13 protein-coding genes and 1 pseudogene are annotated in these 16148 nt (G+C 65.6%); 10 read left to right on the top strand and 4 right to left on the bottom strand.

The features are described 5' to 3' along the window. The first annotated feature begins 342 nt into the window (after positions 1-342). The 8 genes and pseudogenes from ASE83_RS17300 to ASE83_RS17265 all read left to right on the top strand — a co-directional run bounded on the left by ASE83_RS17300 (position 343) and on the right by ASE83_RS17265 (position 9248). The gene (locus ASE83_RS17300; protein ID WP_200921928.1) at positions 343-879 is read left to right on the top strand and encodes a nuclear transport factor 2 family protein; all 537 of its coding nucleotides are present in this window, start codon (positions 343-345) and stop codon (positions 877-879) included. Between the two features lie 32 nt (positions 880-911). Beyond that, positions 912-2078 (top strand): (R)-mandelonitrile lyase, encoded by a 1167-nt coding sequence (locus ASE83_RS19000; RefSeq protein ID WP_055793355.1) that lies wholly within the window; start codon positions 912-914, stop codon positions 2076-2078. A gap of 14 nt (positions 2079-2092) precedes the next feature. Further along, positions 2093-2719, top strand: a complete 627-nt coding sequence (paoA, locus tag ASE83_RS17290; protein ID WP_443024330.1) for an aldehyde dehydrogenase iron-sulfur subunit PaoA — start codon at positions 2093-2095, stop codon at positions 2717-2719. Beyond that, positions 2716-3668 (top strand): annotated as a pseudogene (locus ASE83_RS17285) (FAD binding domain-containing protein). The gene paoA and the pseudogene ASE83_RS17285 overlap by 4 nt, the downstream one beginning before the upstream one ends. Beyond that, on the top strand, positions 3665-5869 hold the full coding sequence (gene paoC / locus ASE83_RS17280) for an aldehyde oxidoreductase molybdenum-binding subunit PaoC (protein ID WP_055793352.1): 2205 nt from the start codon (positions 3665-3667) through the stop codon (positions 5867-5869). The pseudogene ASE83_RS17285 and the gene paoC overlap by 4 nt, the downstream one beginning before the upstream one ends. A gap of 377 nt (positions 5870-6246) precedes the next feature. Further along, entirely contained in the window at positions 6247-6990 is a 744-nt protein-coding gene (locus ASE83_RS17275; protein ID WP_055793348.1) for a response regulator, read from the top strand. Beyond that, positions 6987-8246 (top strand): sensor histidine kinase, encoded by a 1260-nt coding sequence (locus ASE83_RS17270; protein WP_055793345.1) that lies wholly within the window; start codon positions 6987-6989, stop codon positions 8244-8246. The genes ASE83_RS17275 and ASE83_RS17270 overlap by 4 nt, the downstream gene beginning before the upstream one ends. 96 nt (positions 8247-8342) lie before the next feature. Further along, positions 8343-9248 (top strand): dioxygenase family protein, encoded by a 906-nt coding sequence (locus tag ASE83_RS17265; protein WP_055793342.1) that lies wholly within the window; start codon positions 8343-8345, stop codon positions 9246-9248. Between the two features lie 101 nt (positions 9249-9349). Here ASE83_RS17265 and ASE83_RS17260 read toward each other — a convergent pair whose 3' ends face one another. The 3 genes from ASE83_RS17260 to ASE83_RS17250 form a co-directional block, all read right to left on the bottom strand. Further along, positions 9350-10876, bottom strand: coding sequence for a DHA2 family efflux MFS transporter permease subunit (locus ASE83_RS17260; RefSeq protein ID WP_055793339.1), 1527 nt, complete (start codon positions 10874-10876; stop codon positions 9350-9352). Between the two features lie 169 nt (positions 10877-11045). Further along, positions 11046-12200 carry an HlyD family secretion protein gene (locus ASE83_RS17255; protein ID WP_055793338.1) on the bottom strand — a complete coding sequence of 385 codons (1155 nt, stop codon included), beginning with the start codon at positions 12198-12200 and terminating at the stop codon, positions 11046-11048. After that, positions 12193-13584: an efflux transporter outer membrane subunit gene (locus ASE83_RS17250; protein WP_235513052.1), complete on the bottom strand. Its 1392-nt coding sequence runs from the start codon at positions 13582-13584 to the stop codon at positions 12193-12195. Before ASE83_RS17250 ends, ASE83_RS17255 begins: the two co-directional genes overlap by 8 nt. Between ASE83_RS17250 and ASE83_RS17245 the strand changes: the two genes are divergently transcribed. After that, a complete protein-coding gene (locus tag ASE83_RS17245; RefSeq protein WP_235513049.1) occupies positions 13532-14416 on the top strand; it encodes a TetR/AcrR family transcriptional regulator in 885 nt (294 codons plus the stop codon). The two genes, ASE83_RS17250 and ASE83_RS17245, sit on opposite strands and share 53 nt — an antisense overlap. On the opposite strand, the gene ASE83_RS18285 is transcribed toward ASE83_RS17245, so the two are convergent. After that, positions 14353-15072: a glutathione S-transferase gene (locus tag ASE83_RS18285; RefSeq protein ID WP_082443106.1), complete on the bottom strand. Its 720-nt coding sequence runs from the start codon at positions 15070-15072 to the stop codon at positions 14353-14355. The two genes, ASE83_RS17245 and ASE83_RS18285, sit on opposite strands and share 64 nt — an antisense overlap. Before the next feature lie 186 nt (positions 15073-15258). Between ASE83_RS18285 and ASE83_RS17235 the strand changes: the two genes are divergently transcribed. Further along, positions 15259-16140: an alpha/beta hydrolase gene (locus ASE83_RS17235; protein WP_055793325.1), complete on the top strand. Its 882-nt coding sequence runs from the start codon at positions 15259-15261 to the stop codon at positions 16138-16140. Positions 16141-16148: the final 8 nt, after the last annotated feature.

Below are 16148 nucleotides of genomic sequence, written 5' to 3'. Positions count from 1 at the left end.
CGGCTCGATCCGGCGCATCTGCGCCTTGGACAGCAACAGCAGGTCATTCATCCCGGCACCTCCGCCGACAGTGAATCAATCCGCCGCCAATCACGCAACCATTTAATAGGTCCTGATCCTAGAAACATAGCCAGATTGCCCAGATCCTCACGCTGCATATCAGGTCGCCACCAAGGGTTTCATGACGTCATATCATAGACCCAAGTGATTTACCCTGTCTAATCCCCGAGAATGCTTCAACCTAGATAGAGGTCGCCGTCGTGCCGACGCTTGATCGTCATTCACGGGCTGATGTTGGGGCATCCGCGTGCCCCCTACTAACTTCGCGCAGGAGCAGTTGTGATGGACACTCGGTCGATACAGGGAATGAAGCGGCTTTGCCTACTGGGCGCGGTCGCCCTCTCGGTGCTGCCCGTGCAGCCCTTGCTCGCGCAACAAACGCCGGCACCGCCCACCGAGACGATCAGGACGGCCGCAACGCATACCCCGACCGAGCAGCAGGTCATCGACCTGTCGAAGACCAAATGGGACTGGATGGCGGACAAGAAGGTCGACTCCCTCGCGACGCTCTTCGACGACCGGGCCATGTTCACCCATATGGGCGGAACGTGGGGCAAGACCCAGGAACTCGCCACCATCCAGAGCGGCGGCATCTGGTACAAGAAGGCGTCGATCTACGCGGTTGATGTGCGGGTGTTCGGCAACACCGCAATCGTGCTGGAAGACCTCGACCTAAAGGCCGTCGTCGGTGGTCGCACCGTCACCAATCCCTTCATGGTCACGGAAGTCTACAACAGGCAGGCTGGCAAATGGCGTCTGGCACAGCTCACCTTCTCGCGCCTCGTTCGGCCGGTGAAGACGAGCGCTGGCGGCGATTGATCCCAACCGGGATCAGGATGGGAGACGAGACGATGAAGGTAACAACCGCAACCGCTGCCGCGCTGGCGATGGCCGTGCCGGTCGAGGCGCAGGATCGTCCGTCGGTTGCGCCCAGGAACATGCAGGCAATCGCGCCAGCGCTGGCCGGCTATACCGATCGAGTGCTGTTCGGTGACGTGTGGGTGCGTCCCGAACTGGCCCCGCGCGACCGCAGCATCGTTACCCTGTCGGTACTGATCGCGACCGGCAAGACTGCGCAAATGACGAGCCATCTCAATCTTGGCCTCGATAACGGCGTCAAGCCGTCCGAGGTGGCCGGCATGGTGACGCAACTCGCCTTCTATACCGGATGGCCGAACGCAGTGTCAGCCTTGAACGAGGTCGAGAAAGTATTTGCCGCGCGCCACGTCGACCTGACGCCGCTTGCAGCGGTGCCTCCGGCCACCGCGCCACTGCCCGGCTCCGATCCCGCGCGTGCTTCGACCGTCAACCGGACGCTCGCTCCGATCGCACCCAAGCTCGCGCAGCTTACCAACGACGTCGTGTTCGCCGACTTGTGGCGACGCACCGACCTGTCGCCGCGTGACCGCAGCCTCGTCACCATCGCCGCGCTCGCCGCAGGCGGTGATGGCGACCAGCTCGCCTTCCATGTCCAGCGTGGCATCGAAAACGGGCTGACGCAGCCGCAGATCGTCGAGGCGCTGACCCATCTCACTTTCTACGCTGGGTGGCCGAAGGCGAACGCCGCCATCTTTGTCGCGGGCAAAATATTCGCCAAGCAGGAGGTTGCCGCCATGCCGAACGTTCAGGTCATCCGTCCCGGTCAGGAGCCGAAATCCGGTCCCGCCGACTATTTCACCGGCAGCGTGTCGGTCGCATCGCCCTTTAAAGGCACCGGCGATGCGCGCCTCGGCGGCGCGACGGTGACGTTCCAGCCGGGCGCGCATACGAACTGGCACACGCATCCGCTGGGGCAATTGCTGATCGTCACCGCTGGACACGGATGGGTGCAGGTCGACGGCGAGGCCGCGCAGCCGATCGCGACCGGCGACACCGTCTTCATCTCGCCGGGCGTCAAGCACTGGCATGGTGCGGCTCGCGATAGCGCATTGACCCATGTGGCGGTGTCGGAAGCGCTCGACGGTACGTCCGTGACGTGGCTCGAACCGGTCGCCGACGATCTATACAACAAGCTGTAACGGGAGCGACGGCGATGATGACCGAGATGGAGATGTCGAGGCGAGGTGTTCTCGCCGGCAGCGCCGCAGCGGCTGCGCTGGCCGCGGCCCCGCAAGTGGAGGCACAGCCCGCAAAAGCGGCTGCTCCCGCGACCATGCCGGTATCGCTCACCGTCAACGGCAAGCGTCGTGACCTCAACCTCGACACACGCACGACGCTGCTCGATGCGCTGCGCGAGCATCTGAAGCTCACCGGCACGAAGAAGGGCTGCGATCACGGGCAGTGCGGAGCCTGCACCGTCATCGTCAACGGGGAGCGGATCAATTCCTGCCTGAGCCTCGCCGTCCAGCATCAGGGCGACGAGGTGAGGACGATCGAAGGGCTAGGCACCCCGGACAAGCTCCACCCGATGCAAGCCGCGTTCGTTCGTCATGACGGCTATCAGTGCGGCTATTGCACGCCGGGCCAGATTTGTTCGGCCGTCGCGGTGCTGGACGAGATCAAGCGCGGTGTGCCGAGCAATGTCCAGGCCGATCTTTCCGCGCGACCGCAGCTGACCAACGCCGAAATGCGGGAGCGGATGAGCGGCAATATCTGCCGTTGCGGTGCCTATTCCAACATCGCCGAGGCGATGGCGGAAGTCGCGGGAGCAAAGGCATGAAGCCCTTCACCTATGAGCGCGCAAGGACCCCGGCCGAAGCCGCTGCCGCTGTTGCCCGTCAGCCCGGAGCAAAGTTCCTTGCCGGGGGCACCAACCTGCTCGACCTGATGAAGCTGGAGATCGAGACGCCCCGGCATCTGGTCGACGTCCAGGACCTGAAGCTCGATCGGATCGAGCCGACAACGGATGGCGGCTTGCGGATCGGCGCGCTGGTCACGAACACCGCGCTCGCTGCCGACACCCGCGTCCGTCGCGATTATGGCGTGTTGACCCGCGCGATCGTGGCAGGAGCTTCCGGCCAGCTTCGCAACAAGGCGACCACGGCGGGCAACCTGCTTCAGCGGACCCGGTGTCCGTATTTCTATGACCCCAACATGCCCTGCAACAAGCGCAAGCCTGGGTCGGGCTGCGCCGCGATCGGCGGCTATTCGCGCCAGCTCGCCGTGATCGGTTCGAGCGACCAGTGCATTGCCACCTATCCCGGCGATATGGCCGTGGCGATGCGCGTGCTGGATGCGACCGTGGAGACGGTCAAGGCGGATGGCACGACCCGCGCTATCCCGATCGCCGATTTCCACCGTCTGCCCGCGACAAGCCCCACCTCGACAACAACCTCGAAGCCGGTGAGCTGATTACGGCGGTGACGCTGCCCCGGCCGCTGGGCGGCACGCACCATTATGAGAAGGTTCGCGACCGGGCCTCCTATGCCTTCGCGCTCGTCTCGGTCGCGGCCGTCATCCAGAAGGACGGCAGTGGACGTGCAGCGTTCGGCGGGGTCGCGCACAAGCCGTGGCGGATCGACGCGGCCGACGCTTTGATGACTCAGGGGGTCGCAGTCGTGACGGCCAAGGCGTTCGCGAACGCCCGACCGACAGAGGACAATGCGTTCAAGATACCGCTCGCGACGCGAGCGCTTGCAGCCACCATCGCGGAAGGCAAGTCAGCATGAAGTTCGACACGCCAGCAGGCACCAACCCGATCGATCGGGCAAAGGTTGTCGGCAAACCGCACCCGCGTATCGAGGGGCCGCTGAAGACGACCGGACGCGCCGTCTATTCCTACGAGAACCACGAGGCCGCGCCGAACGCCGCCTATGGCTATGTCGTCGGTTCGGGCATCGCCAAGGGCCGCATATCATCGATGGATATGCGCGAGGCCAAGGCCGCGCCGGGTGTCCTCGCCATCGTGACGGCCGATAATGCCGGCCCGATCAAGAAGCAGGGGTTCTACGTCGCCAAGCCGCTCGCGGGGCCGGAAGTCGAGCATTACCATCAGGCTATCGCGCTGGTCGTCGCCGAGACGTTCGAGCAGGCGCGTCATGCCGCATCGCTGATCCGCGTCGATTATGCGCGCGAGCAGGGCGCGTTCGATCTTGCCGCTGCACGGGCTGGCGCAAAGCCGCATCAGCGTCAGCCGGACGTTCGCATCGGCGACTTCGACACGGCTTTCGCATCAGCTCCCGTGAAGGTGGATGCGACCTACACCACCCCCGACCACAGCCACATGATGCTGGAGCCGCACGCCACGATCGCGCGCTGGGACGGCGATCACCTGACGATCTGGTCGGCGCAGCAGATCGTCGGTTGGGCGCGGCGCGACCTGGGTAAAAAGCTCGGCATCCCGCAGGACAGGATCCGCGTCGTCGCGACCTACATCGGTGGCGGATTCGGTGGAAAGGGTAGCGTCTGTTCGGACGCGATCCTCGCGGCGCTGGGCGCTCGCGCGGTCGGCCGGGCGGTGAAGGTGACGTTGCCGCGCCCGCTGATGCCGAACAATACGTCGCATCGTCCGGCCACGATCCAGCGCGTCCGTCTGGCGGCGGGTCGCGACGGCAAGCTGGTCGCGGTCGGTCACGAAACCCTATCGGGCAATCTGCCGGGAGGCGGCCCGGAGATTGCGGCTGCGCAGACGCAGTTGCTCTATTCAGGGACCAACCGTCTCAACCTCACCCGGCTCGCAACGCTCGACCTGCCCGAAGGCAATGCCATGCGCGCACCGGGCGAAGCGTCGGGCCTGATGGCGCTCGAAGTGGCGATGGACGAGCTGGCCGAAAAGCTGGGGATGGACCCGGTGGAGCTACGCGTCATCAACGATACCCAGGTCGTACCCGGCGAGGAAGGCCAAACGCCGCGCCCCTTCTCGATCCGTCAGCTCGTCCCCTGCCTGCGCACGGGTGCCGAGCGGTTCGGGTGGAAGGACCGTCCGGCTAGGCCCGGCAGTCGCCGTGAAGGCCGCTGGCTGATCGGCATGGGGATGGCATCCGCTATTCGCAGCGCGCCGATCATTCCGGCCAGCGGGCGTGTCACGCTCGACGGCAACGGCATCGTGACCGTCGAAAGCAACATGACCGACATGGGGACCGGCAGCTACACCATCATCGGCCAGACGGTCGCGGAGATGATTGGCCTGCCGCTCGATCGCGTCGTGGTAAAGCTCGCCGACTCGAATTATCCCGAAGCCTTCGGGGGTGGCGGACAGGGTGGTGCCGCATCCGCCACGGCCGGTGCCTATGCCGCATGCGTCAAGCTGCGCGAGGCTGTGGCGACAAAGCTCGGGTTCAACTCCGCCGACGCTGAGTTCGTCGACGGCGAGGTACGTGCCGGCAATCGGCGGGCGCCGCTCGCCCAGGCCGCGAAAGACGGTGCGATCATCGCTGAAGACAGGATGGAATATGGCGACCTGTCGCAGCGGTTCTCGCAGCAGACCTTCGGCGCGCATTTCTGCGAGGTTGCGGTCGACGCCTATACCGGCGAAATTCGGATCCGGCGGATGCTGGCCGTCTGCGCGGCGGGACGCATCCTCAACCCCATTACTGCCCGCAGCCAAGTGATTGGCGGCATGGTCGGCGGTGCGGGCGCGGCGCTGATGGAAGAGCTGGCCGTCGACAAGCGCTTCGGCTTCTTCGTCAATCACGACCTCGCCGGATACGAAGTGCCGGTCCACGCCGATATTCCGCATCAGGAGGTGATATTCCTGGAGGAAACCGATCCCACCATGTCGCCGGTGAAGGCGAAGGGCGTGGGCGAGCTTGGTATTTCCGGCGTCGCCCCGGCGATCGCCAATGCGGTCTATAACGCCACCGGTGTGCGGATACGGGAATACCCGATGACGCTCGACAAGCATCTGACGAAGCTGCCGGAGATCGTGTGATGCAGGGCGCGGAGCGGTTCTCCCGTCGCGCCGTGCTAGCGATGGCGGCTCCGGCAATGCTGTCATTGGTTGGCACAGCATGTATCGGGGAGCCAAAGCAGCCGGACGCCCGCGTCGGCAAGACAATGGTCGCGTATCTCACCCGCTCGGTCCATCCGGCGTGATCGCACTGGCTGTTCGGGATGACGCCAGCCGATGCACCATCTCAGTTCCTTTGGATCGGACACCAGGCTATCTGATTGCCCCGAAGGGGATCGGCGACTGCGCTGACCGTCTGCTGAATCGCTGCCGAGCGAGGCTGCAAACTCCCGGCCAATTGTTGCAATATGTGTCCGCCTGGAAATCTTCCGGCCACCGCGCTTCCGTTGATACCTACCATGCCACAGCCAGCCAAGGACACCGTGCATCCGACCACCACCCTGCTGATCGTCGATGACGATCCCGGCATACGCGAACTGACCGCGGCGTTCCTGCACGGTCATGGGTATCGGGTCGATACCGCCGCCGATGGAGCGACGATGCGCGCTGCGATGGCGACGCGGAAGTACGACCTGATCGTCCTCGACGTGATGATGCCCGGCGAGGATGGGCTTTCGATCCTGCGGTCGATGGACAGGTCGCAGGGGCCGGCAGTGATTATGCAGTCGGTTATCGGGACCGACATCGACCGGATCGTCGGATTGGAGATGGGCGCCGACGACTATATCGCCAAGCCTGCCAACCCGCGAGAGTTGCTGGCGCGAATCCGGTCGGTCCTGCGCCGCGCGACGGGCGGCGAGACGGCAGAGGCAGCTGTTCCGGTTCGCCACTATCACCGGTTCGCCGGATGGCGGCTCGATGCCACCGGTCGGCAGTTGTTCGATCCAGACGATGTCGCGATCAACCTTTCCGACGGTGAATTCCGCCTGTTGCTGGCGTTGATCGAACATCCTCGGCGGGTGCTGAGCCGGGACCAGTTGCTCGATCTGTCACGGGGGGTAAATGCCGAGCATTTCGACCGCGCGATCGACGTGCAGATGAGCCGCCTGCGTCGCAAACTCGCTCGCGATGGTAGGGAAGAACTCATCCGCACCATTCGCAACGAAGGTTATCTGTTCACCGCCGAAGTCGCATACGGATGAGCAAGCCGCGCGCTGCGCCGTCGATCGCGCTACCGATTTTTCTGCTGGTCATCGCTGCGATCTTCGCCGCGACGGCGGTGACGTTCGCCATCACGTTCGCCGGCCCCCCGCCCCGCCCCGCCCCGGTCGCGCTGCGCGATGTCGCCGCCGCGTTGCGCGGCGAACCGCTGGCGGACGCAACGCAGGCTGATCTCATCCTATCGACTGGCAGCGCTCCCACCGCCCGCGCGAACGAACGGCCGGACCGGAACCGCGACGCGCGGTTGCGGGCGATGATCGGCGGCGGCCAATTGCGCGGCTATTATGCCGAACCGGCATTGGGGAGCAGCGGTGCGTTGCGCGGCGGCTTCACGTTGGGCTGGCACGACGGGGAGCGTTGGCGGGTGGTGCGCAGCGCTCCCGACCGGCTGTTCCGACACTGGCTGTTGGTGACGCTCGGCGGGATGGCGGCGGCGATGCTGGCCATGGCGCTGATCGCATGGTGGATCGTCCGTGCGATCGCCCGGCCGCTGCGCGAACTGGCGGCGGGCGCGCGGGCGGCGCGGCCCGGTATCGCCCCGCCGCAGGTTGACGGACCGCGAGAGGTGCGCGCGTTGAGCGCAGCGCTGAACGCGATGCACGACCGCCTTGCCGGTCATGCCGACAACCGGACCGCCATGCTTGCGGCAATTGCGCACGATCTGGGCACTCCGCTGTCACGCATCGCCTATTGGATCGAGCAACTGCCCGAACCGGCCCGGCTGCGCGCGGTCGCGGATATCGAGGAGATGCGCGCGATGCTGGGCGACGTGCTGCGCTTCGCCCGTGACGAACGCCATGCCGGCCATGTAACCGTCGATCTTGGTAGCGTCCTCGATGCACTGATCGACGATCTGGCCAGCGCAGGTGCGCCTGTGACGATCGAGCTTGGCGCACGGGCGCTTGTCCGGGGGGACCCTGCCGGGCTACGGCGGCTGTTCGCCAATCTCGTCGAGAATGCGATACGCTATGGCCATTGCGCGCGGGTCGACTGGCAGGTCGGCGATGCCCAGGTGACGATACGCATCGACGATGACGGACCCGGATTCGATCCGACGCTCGGCGACCGGCTGTTCGAACCGTTCGTCCGCGGCGATCCGTCACGCAACCGCAAGACCGGCGGAGCGGGCCTTGGCCTCGCCATCGTCCGGTCGCTGGCCGAGGCGCATGGCGGCAGCGTGACGCTGTGCTACGGTACGCGCGGCGGGCGGGTCGAGGTTATATTGCCGCGCGTCTGATCCCCGTTGCAACATGCTGCAACATTGGGGCGACACGGCGAAATATGGCGGTGCGGTTGGAGTGTCAGTGTCCAGACACGGACAAGGAGACGCCACATGCCCCAGAAAGACGCCGCAGAAGACCATGACCTCGGGCTCGTCCATGACCTAAAGGTGATCGCTGCGATGGCGGATCGCCGCAGCACGCTGCGTCTGTTCGCCGGCGTCGGCACCGCCGCGCTTCTGGGCGGCTGCGGCAGTGATTCAAGCGGTAGCAGCAGCGGCACCGTTACGACCACCGCCACCCCGACCCCAACGCCGACACCCACCCCGACCGCGACTGCCACCACAACGCCGACCGGTGCCTGTCTGGTCGATCCGACCGAAACCGCCGGCCCCTATCCGGCGGACGGCACCAACACGTCGAGCGGATCGACCTCGAACGTCCTGACCGCCAGCGGTGTGGTACGCAGCGACATCCGGTCCAGCTTCCTGAACGGATCGACCACGACCGCATCCGGTGTCGCGCTCAAGCTGACGCTGACCGTGGTCAATGTGAACGCCGCCTGCGCACCGTTGGCCGGCTATCTGGTGTATTTGTGGCATTGCGATGCGCAGGGCCGATATTCGCTCTACGATATGTCGAGCGAAAGCTGGCTGCGCGGGGCATTGGTCACCGACGCAAATGGGCAGGTGACCTTCACCACCATCTTCCCGGGCTGCTACGCCGGACGCTTCCCGCACATGCATTTCGAAGTGTTTTCGAGCGCGGCGGTCGCGACCGGCGGACGCTATGCTTCGCTTACCTCGCAACTTGCCATGCCGACTGCGGCCTGTAGCGCGATCTACAGCGGGTCGGCACTCTACAGCAGCAGCGTTGCCAACTATTCGCGGGTCTCGACCGCGAGCGACAACGTCTTCGGCGACAACACAACGGCCCAGATCGCGCAGCAGACGCCGACGCTGACGGGATCTGCTGCGGAGGGTTATGTAGGAACCGCTATCATCGGTTTGGCGCGGTGACCCCGATACGGACGGGGCCTTTCACTCCTGTCCCGATGAAAGCGGCAGCGTTCGGCGGGGACAGCGACTACTGATCCGGGATCGGCAGCGTCCCCCGGCCCTCAATGTGCCGCCCCCGGTGCCGGCGCCCGTTTGGGTCGCGGGGCCAGCCAGATGATGAGCGCCGCACCGGCAAAGATGATCGCCGACAGCAGGAACATGTGGTTGATCGCCAGCGTGCTGCTTTCCTGCGTCACCGTCATTTCGATCGCACCGCGCGCCTGTTCGGCCGATAAACCCTGCGCCTGCAACGCCTGCGCGGTCGGATCGGCGTTCAGCCGGGACACGATCTCGCTGCGCGCGACGGTCATGTTGTCGCCATAGAGCGTCATCGACACCGATGTCCCGATCGCGCCCGCCATGGTGCGCAGGAAGCTCATTACGCCCGCCGCCGATGCTGTTTCCTTCGGCTCGACCGCGCCGAGCGCAATGGTAGTGAGCGGAATGAAGAAGAACGGCATTCCGAACCCCTGCACGATCTGGGGAAAGGCGAGCGTCCAGAAATCCGCGCCCGTCGTCCACTGGACCCGCAACAGATTGACCGCCGCGATCCAGAAGATGCCGAAACACACCAGCGCACGCGGATCATGCTTCTTCAGCATCCTGGCGACGAAGGGCGACATGATGACCGCGCCCACGCCGTTGAACGCGGTGGCATAACCGGCATAGGTCGAGGTGTAGCCAAGGCTTGCCTGCAACCATTGCGGGATCAGCACGACCGAAGCGAAGAAGGTCCCGAAAGCAAACGACAAGGCCGCGACCGCGACCGTGAACCCGCGATGGCGGAACACGCGCAGGTCGACGATCGGCTGCCGCTCGGTCAACTCCCACACCACGAACACCGCCGCGCCGACCGCCGCGACCAGCGCGAGGATGACGATGGTCGGGTCCTCGAACCAGTCATGCTCGCGGCCGATGTCGAGCATGATCTGCAGCGCGCCGATCCACAGGACCAGCAGGGCGAGGCCGATCTTGTCGACCTTCAGCTTCTCGCGCTTCGTCTCAGCGGTCTTCAGCAGGCGGAGCGCGCCGAATACGCAGAAGATCGCGACCGGAATATTGATGAAGAAGATCCAGTGCCACGACCAGCTATCGCTGATCGTCCCGCCCAGGATCGGCCCAAGGATCGGCGCGGTGACGGTGGTCATCGCCCACATCCCCATTGCCTGTCCGTGCTTTTCCCGGGGAAAGATGCGCAGCAGCATCGTCTGCGTCAGCGGCATCAGCGGCCCGCCGCACAGCCCCTGACCGATCCGCGCGACGACGATCATCGCCAGGCTGGACGACAGCCCGCACAGGATCGAGAAGACGCCGAAGCCGATCATCCCGAACACGAACGTCCTGACCGTCCCGAACCGCCCGGCCAACCATCCGGTTAGTGGCACGCAGATCGCCTCCGCCACCGCATAGGAGGTGATGATCCACGTCCCCTGACTGGTCGAGATGCCGAGCGACCCGGCGATATGTCCGACCGAGACATTGGCGATGGTCGTGTCGAGCACCACCATGAAGTTGGTGAGCGCCAGTACCAGCCCGGCGAACAGCAGCTTTGGCCCGGTAAAGGGTTTGAAATCGTCCTGGCCGGTCATGCCGACTGCTCCCCTGTGCGCTTCTTCGACCCGAACCGTTCGTCCTGAGCAGCCATTGAGCTTGTCGAAATGGCGTATCGAAAGACCCGTGCCACAGGTGCTTCGATACGGGTCTTCGACTGCGCTCAGCCCCTACTCAGCACGAACGGACGAATTGCGAAGCAGCCGTTCACCGCCCCGAAACATTCACCTCGGCGGTCATCGACAGCCCGACCCTGAGCGGATGTACCGCCAGTTCCGTGGGGTCCAGCGCGACCCGGACCGGCAGGCGCTGCACGACCTTGATCCAGTTGCCGGTCGCGTTCTGCGCCGGGATCAGCGCGAAGGCCGATCCGGTGCCGCCCGAGAAACCGACTACCCGGCCATGATATTCGACATCGTCGCCATACAGGTCGGAGGTGAGCTTCACCGGTTGGCCGGGCTTCACCTTGGTCAACTGACCTTCCTTGAAGTTGGCATCGACATAGGCGCTGTTGACCGGCACGATCCGCATCACCGTGGTGCCGGCAGCGACGCGCTGGCCGACCTGGATGGTGCGGTTGGCGACGACGCCATCGATCGGCGCGCGGATAACGGTGCGGTCTAGGTCGAGCTGCGCCTGCCGCACGCGCGCTTCCGCCGCCAGCACGTCGGGCGCGTTGTTGGTCGTGGTGCCCTGGATCAGCGCCTGGTTGGCGGCAAGGTTGCCTGCGGCCGCGCTCCGTTGCGACGTCGCTTCCGCCACCGCCGCCCGCGCCTGTTCCAGCGCGCCACGCGCCGATGCCAGCGAATTGGTCGCGGCGGTCAGTTCGTCGCCCGACACCGCGCCATTCGGGGCCAGCTTCTGCCGGCGGTTGAAATCGACCTGCGCCTTGTCGAACGCTGCCTGCGCCGATACCAGCTGGGCGCGGGCACCCAGCACGTCCGCGCCTTTCGCCTGCACCTGCGCCGACAGCGCGCCGCTGGTCGCGGTGGTCTGGCCGAACTGGCGGCGCGCCTTGGCCAGATCGGCCTCGGCCGTCGCCAGCGCGATGCGCGCGTCGCTATCGTCGAGCCGGACCAGCACGTCGCCGCGCTTCACATTCTGCGTTTCCGACGCGCCGATCGCGATCACCTGTCCGGCGACCATCGGCGTGATCTGTGCGGTTTCGGCGCCGACATAGGCATTGTCGGTCTCAACATAATGACTGCCGACCAGCGTGTACCACCCACCATAACTCGCGCCGGCGATCAGCACGACGGCGGCGATGCCGGCCAGCCACTTTTTGCGCTTGGTTGGCGCAGGGGTGTCCGATGCGGCCTTGGCATCGGCGAAGCTGCGGTCGGCGGGATCGGCATCAGCCATGGGTCGGGTCCTTATCATTGCGCTGTGCAGTGGCCGGGGCGGTGAACCCGCCGCCCAACGCCCGGACGAGCGCGACATCGAGGGTAAAGGCGCGGGCCTGCAGTTCGGTGACGGCGCGGCGCGCCTGCAACACGCGGTCCTGTGCGACCAGCACGTCGGTGAAGCGCGACAGCCCGCCTTCGTAACGCAGCCGCGCGACGTCGTACCCGGCCTGCGCATCGGCCAGCGACTGTTGCGATTCGTTCAGCCGCGTGGTCAGCGCCCGCTGGCTGACCACCGCATCGGCGACCGCGCGATAGGCGTCGGTGACGGTGCGGTCATAATCGGCGACCGCCGCGTCGTAGCTGCCGCGCGCCATGCGGTACCGCCCCTGCAACTCGCCGCCGCGAAAGATCGGCAGGTTGAATGCCGGGCCGACGCTACCTGCGGTCGACCCGCCCTTGATAAGGTTGCTCAAACCCAGCGATTGCAGGCCGAACACCGCCGACAGGCTGATCGATGGATAGAAATCGGCCCGTGCGACCTTGATCCGGCTCGCCTCCGCCTCGACCCGCGTCCGTGCCGCGACGATGTCGGGCCGGCGCGCGATCAGGTCGGTGGCGGCGTTGGCGGGCACGCCGCGCGCAGCGATCGTCGCGGCGGGCGGGATAATCGACAGGCCACGATCCGGCCCCTTCCCCAGCAGCGCGGCGATGCGGTTGCGGGTCAGCGCGATTGCCTCATCGGTCGCGGCGAGATCGGCACGCGCGGCGGGAACTGCCGACTGCGCCTGTTTCAGCTCGGCGCGCGTGTCCAGGCCACCGGTCACCCGGTCAGCGGTCAGTGTCGCGGTCTGTTGCCGCACCTCCAGCGCCGACTGCGCCACCGCGCGTTCGGCGAACAACCGCGCGAGGTCGGCATAGGCATCGGCAACATTGGTCGACAGCGTCAGCGCGACCTGCGCCCGGTCGAGTTCCGCCGCAGCCTGGTCCGACCGCGCCGCGGCATAGGCCGCACGGTTACGGCCCCACAGGTCGAGGTCGAAGCCCAACTCGCCCTGTACCCGCCCGGTGTCGTTCCAGCCCTTCGGCACGAAATCGGCGGGGATGCCGTTGTTGTAGCTCTGCTTGGTCGCCGCGACATTGCCGGCGACGCCCAATGTCGGCAACCGCGCGGCCCCGGCCTGCTGTGCATAGCCTTCCGCCTGCGCGACGCGCGCGGTCGCCGCGGCCAGGTCGGGCGATCCGGCCAGCACCTCGGCGATCAGCGCGTCGAGCTGGCCATCGCCATAGCCACGCCACCAGTCCTGTACCGGCCATGCTGCATCGCCGGTCGCGGCGAGGCTGCGGTCGGTGGCGAACGAAGCCGGCGTCGCGACGTCGGGTGCGGTGCCAAGATGCGGCACCGTCGCGCAGGCGGACAGCAGCAAGACCGACAGCGGCGCTATGCGGCGTGCTGCATCCCGGGAGGTAGATCGGATCATGGCGAAAACCGTACTATTGGGTACGCTTCGCCGAATGGTCCTGCACCTTGCACCTGTCAACATTTTTCTGTACCCGGCAGTACAGTTTATGATCGAAGCCGAATGTCGTCCGCTGGGCAAACGCGAAGCCCGCAAACAGGATCGCCGCGACGCGATCGTCGCCGTCGCGCGCCGTTCTTTCCTCGAGGACGGCTATGCCGCGACATCGATGTCGGGCCTGCTCAAGACGCTGGGTGGGTCGAAGGCGACGTTATGGAGCTATTTCCGTTCGAAGGAGGAGTTGTTCGGGGCGGTCATCGCCGATGTCACCGCCGCGTTCCGCCAACAGGTGAAGAGCGAGTTGCTGACGCCGGGTGAGATGCAGGCGACGCTCGTCAATTTCTGCCGCAGTTTCATGAACAAGACCGCGCATCCGGACGCGGTCGCGGCCTGGCGCCTGGTCGTCGCCGAAAGCGGCCGCTTTCCTGAAGTCGGCCAGATTTTCTACCAACAGGCGGCGGGCCATATTGAACGCGCCCTGGCGACCTATATTAGCGAACAGATCACCGCCGGACGCCTCCGTGACGAGGGTGCGACCGACATGGCGCGGGTGCTGATCGGCATGACCGCCGCGCAACAGAACCGCCGGCTGTGGGGTGTCGCAGCGGCCGGATCGGAGGAGATGGACGTGCTGGCCCGCCGGTTCGTCGGCTATTTCCTTCGCCTCTTCGCGCTGCCGCCGGTCACGGTTCCCGTCAATTCCTCTCCCGATTGATCGACGGCAGGCGGTGGACCGGCAAATACTCGTCCGTGAAGGACGACGACCCGTTCGCCCGGACGCCAGGGCGCGACCCGGTACATGATCCGCTCGAACAGATCGGAAGCGAGATGGCCCGCGAGCCATGTTTTCAGCCATGGAAGGGGTTGGGCATCGAACCAGTCACGATCGACCGCAGCGAACTGCCGCACGAACGGCACGATCGCAGCGTCGGCCAAGCCCATCTTGACGCCGCCAAGCTGTCCGGCAGCGCCTATGCGTTGTTCCAATTCGTCCAGAAACAGCAGGCCAAGTCGGCGATGCTCGGTTGGATCGGAACCGTGACGATCGGGATATTTGTACCGGTCGAGGTGGTACTTGAACACGCCGTCGTTGCTGGCGATCAAAGCGGGATCGTCGCCCGCCAGCCAGTTTTGCGTATCGTGCGACTTTAGCGCCCAACGCATGATCGAGAGGCTTTCGTCGATCACTGCGCCATCGGCCGTCTGCAGCACCGGCACGGTGCCTTTCGGCGAAATCGAAAGCATCGCCTCCGGCTTGTCGGCAAGCCGAACCTCGCGAAGTTCGTATCGCACGCCGCTGACGGCCAACGCCCATCGCGCCCGCATCGCATAGGGACAACGACGGAAGCTGTAGAGGACGGGGTCGACCATCGCGCTGCTATGCGTTGCAAGCGGGGCATTTGAAAGGTTCGCGTGCTGTGCGCATCGGCAACCTTGCACGGGTCAGTCTGTTACGGTCGTTCGATATGGGACGTGCCACGCGCAACGCTCGTGGTTATGCTGCAGCCAACGCGGGAGGACGCCTGTGACCGGAAAATGCCGCCAGCCGGGAATCGCATGAAACGGCGCAGCTTGCGTATGGGCTTCGCGGGCCTGTTCGCAGGGCTTGTGGCGGCCTGTTCGCCGCTCGGCACGTTCGACAGGCTGGTACCGAAGGATCGTGGCGGTACAATCGTCGCAAAAGGCCTCGCCTACGGCTCGGACCCACGTCAGCAATTGGACGTCTACGTACCGCGAGGCGGTTGCGGACAACCACGACCGGTCGTGGTGTTCTTCTATGGCGGCGGCTGGAACAGCGGTACGCGGGCAGGATATGCGTTCGTCGGTCGCGCGCTTGCCGCCCAGGGCTTTTTGACCATCATTCCGGATTACCGATTGGTCCCAGAAGTCCATTATCCCGCCTTCGTAGAGGACGGTGCCGCGGCCGTGCGCTGGGCGGCCATGAACGCCGGGAAGTATTGCGGCGATGGCAGGTCTGTCGTGGTGATGGGGCATTCGGCAGGCGCGTATATTGCCGCCATGCTGGCGGTCGACCCTCGCTGGCTGAGGGGCACACGGGCGGCGGTTCGGGGGTTTGTCGGCCTCGCCGGTCCCTATGACTTCGCACCGTTCGACGTCGATGCGAGCCGTGCCGCCTTCGGTCAGGCGTCCGATCCGGCGGAAACGCAACCCGTGACATGGGCCAGCGCGGGCGATCCGCCCGCGCTCCTGCTATACGGTACGGACGATACCGTCGTACTTCCACGCAATAGCATCGCTCTGGCCGCCAGGCTGCGCGCGGGCGGCGTGGCCGTGGAGCAACGTGCGTATCGCAAGCTCGGTCATGTCGGCATCCTGCTCGCGCTCGCCCGGCCGTTTCGTGGACGTGCGCCGGTCTTGGCCGATGTTGCTACGTTCATCCGGTCAACCGCAAATCCGAACGGGACCGCCATCCCGTAAGGTTGGAC

Source organism: Sphingomonas sp. Leaf32 (assembly GCF_001421765.1).
Taxonomy (GTDB): Bacteria; Pseudomonadota; Alphaproteobacteria; order Sphingomonadales; family Sphingomonadaceae; genus Sphingomonas.
The sequence above is the reverse complement of the archived record's forward strand: the minus strand, read 5'-3'. Positions and strand labels throughout refer to the sequence as shown.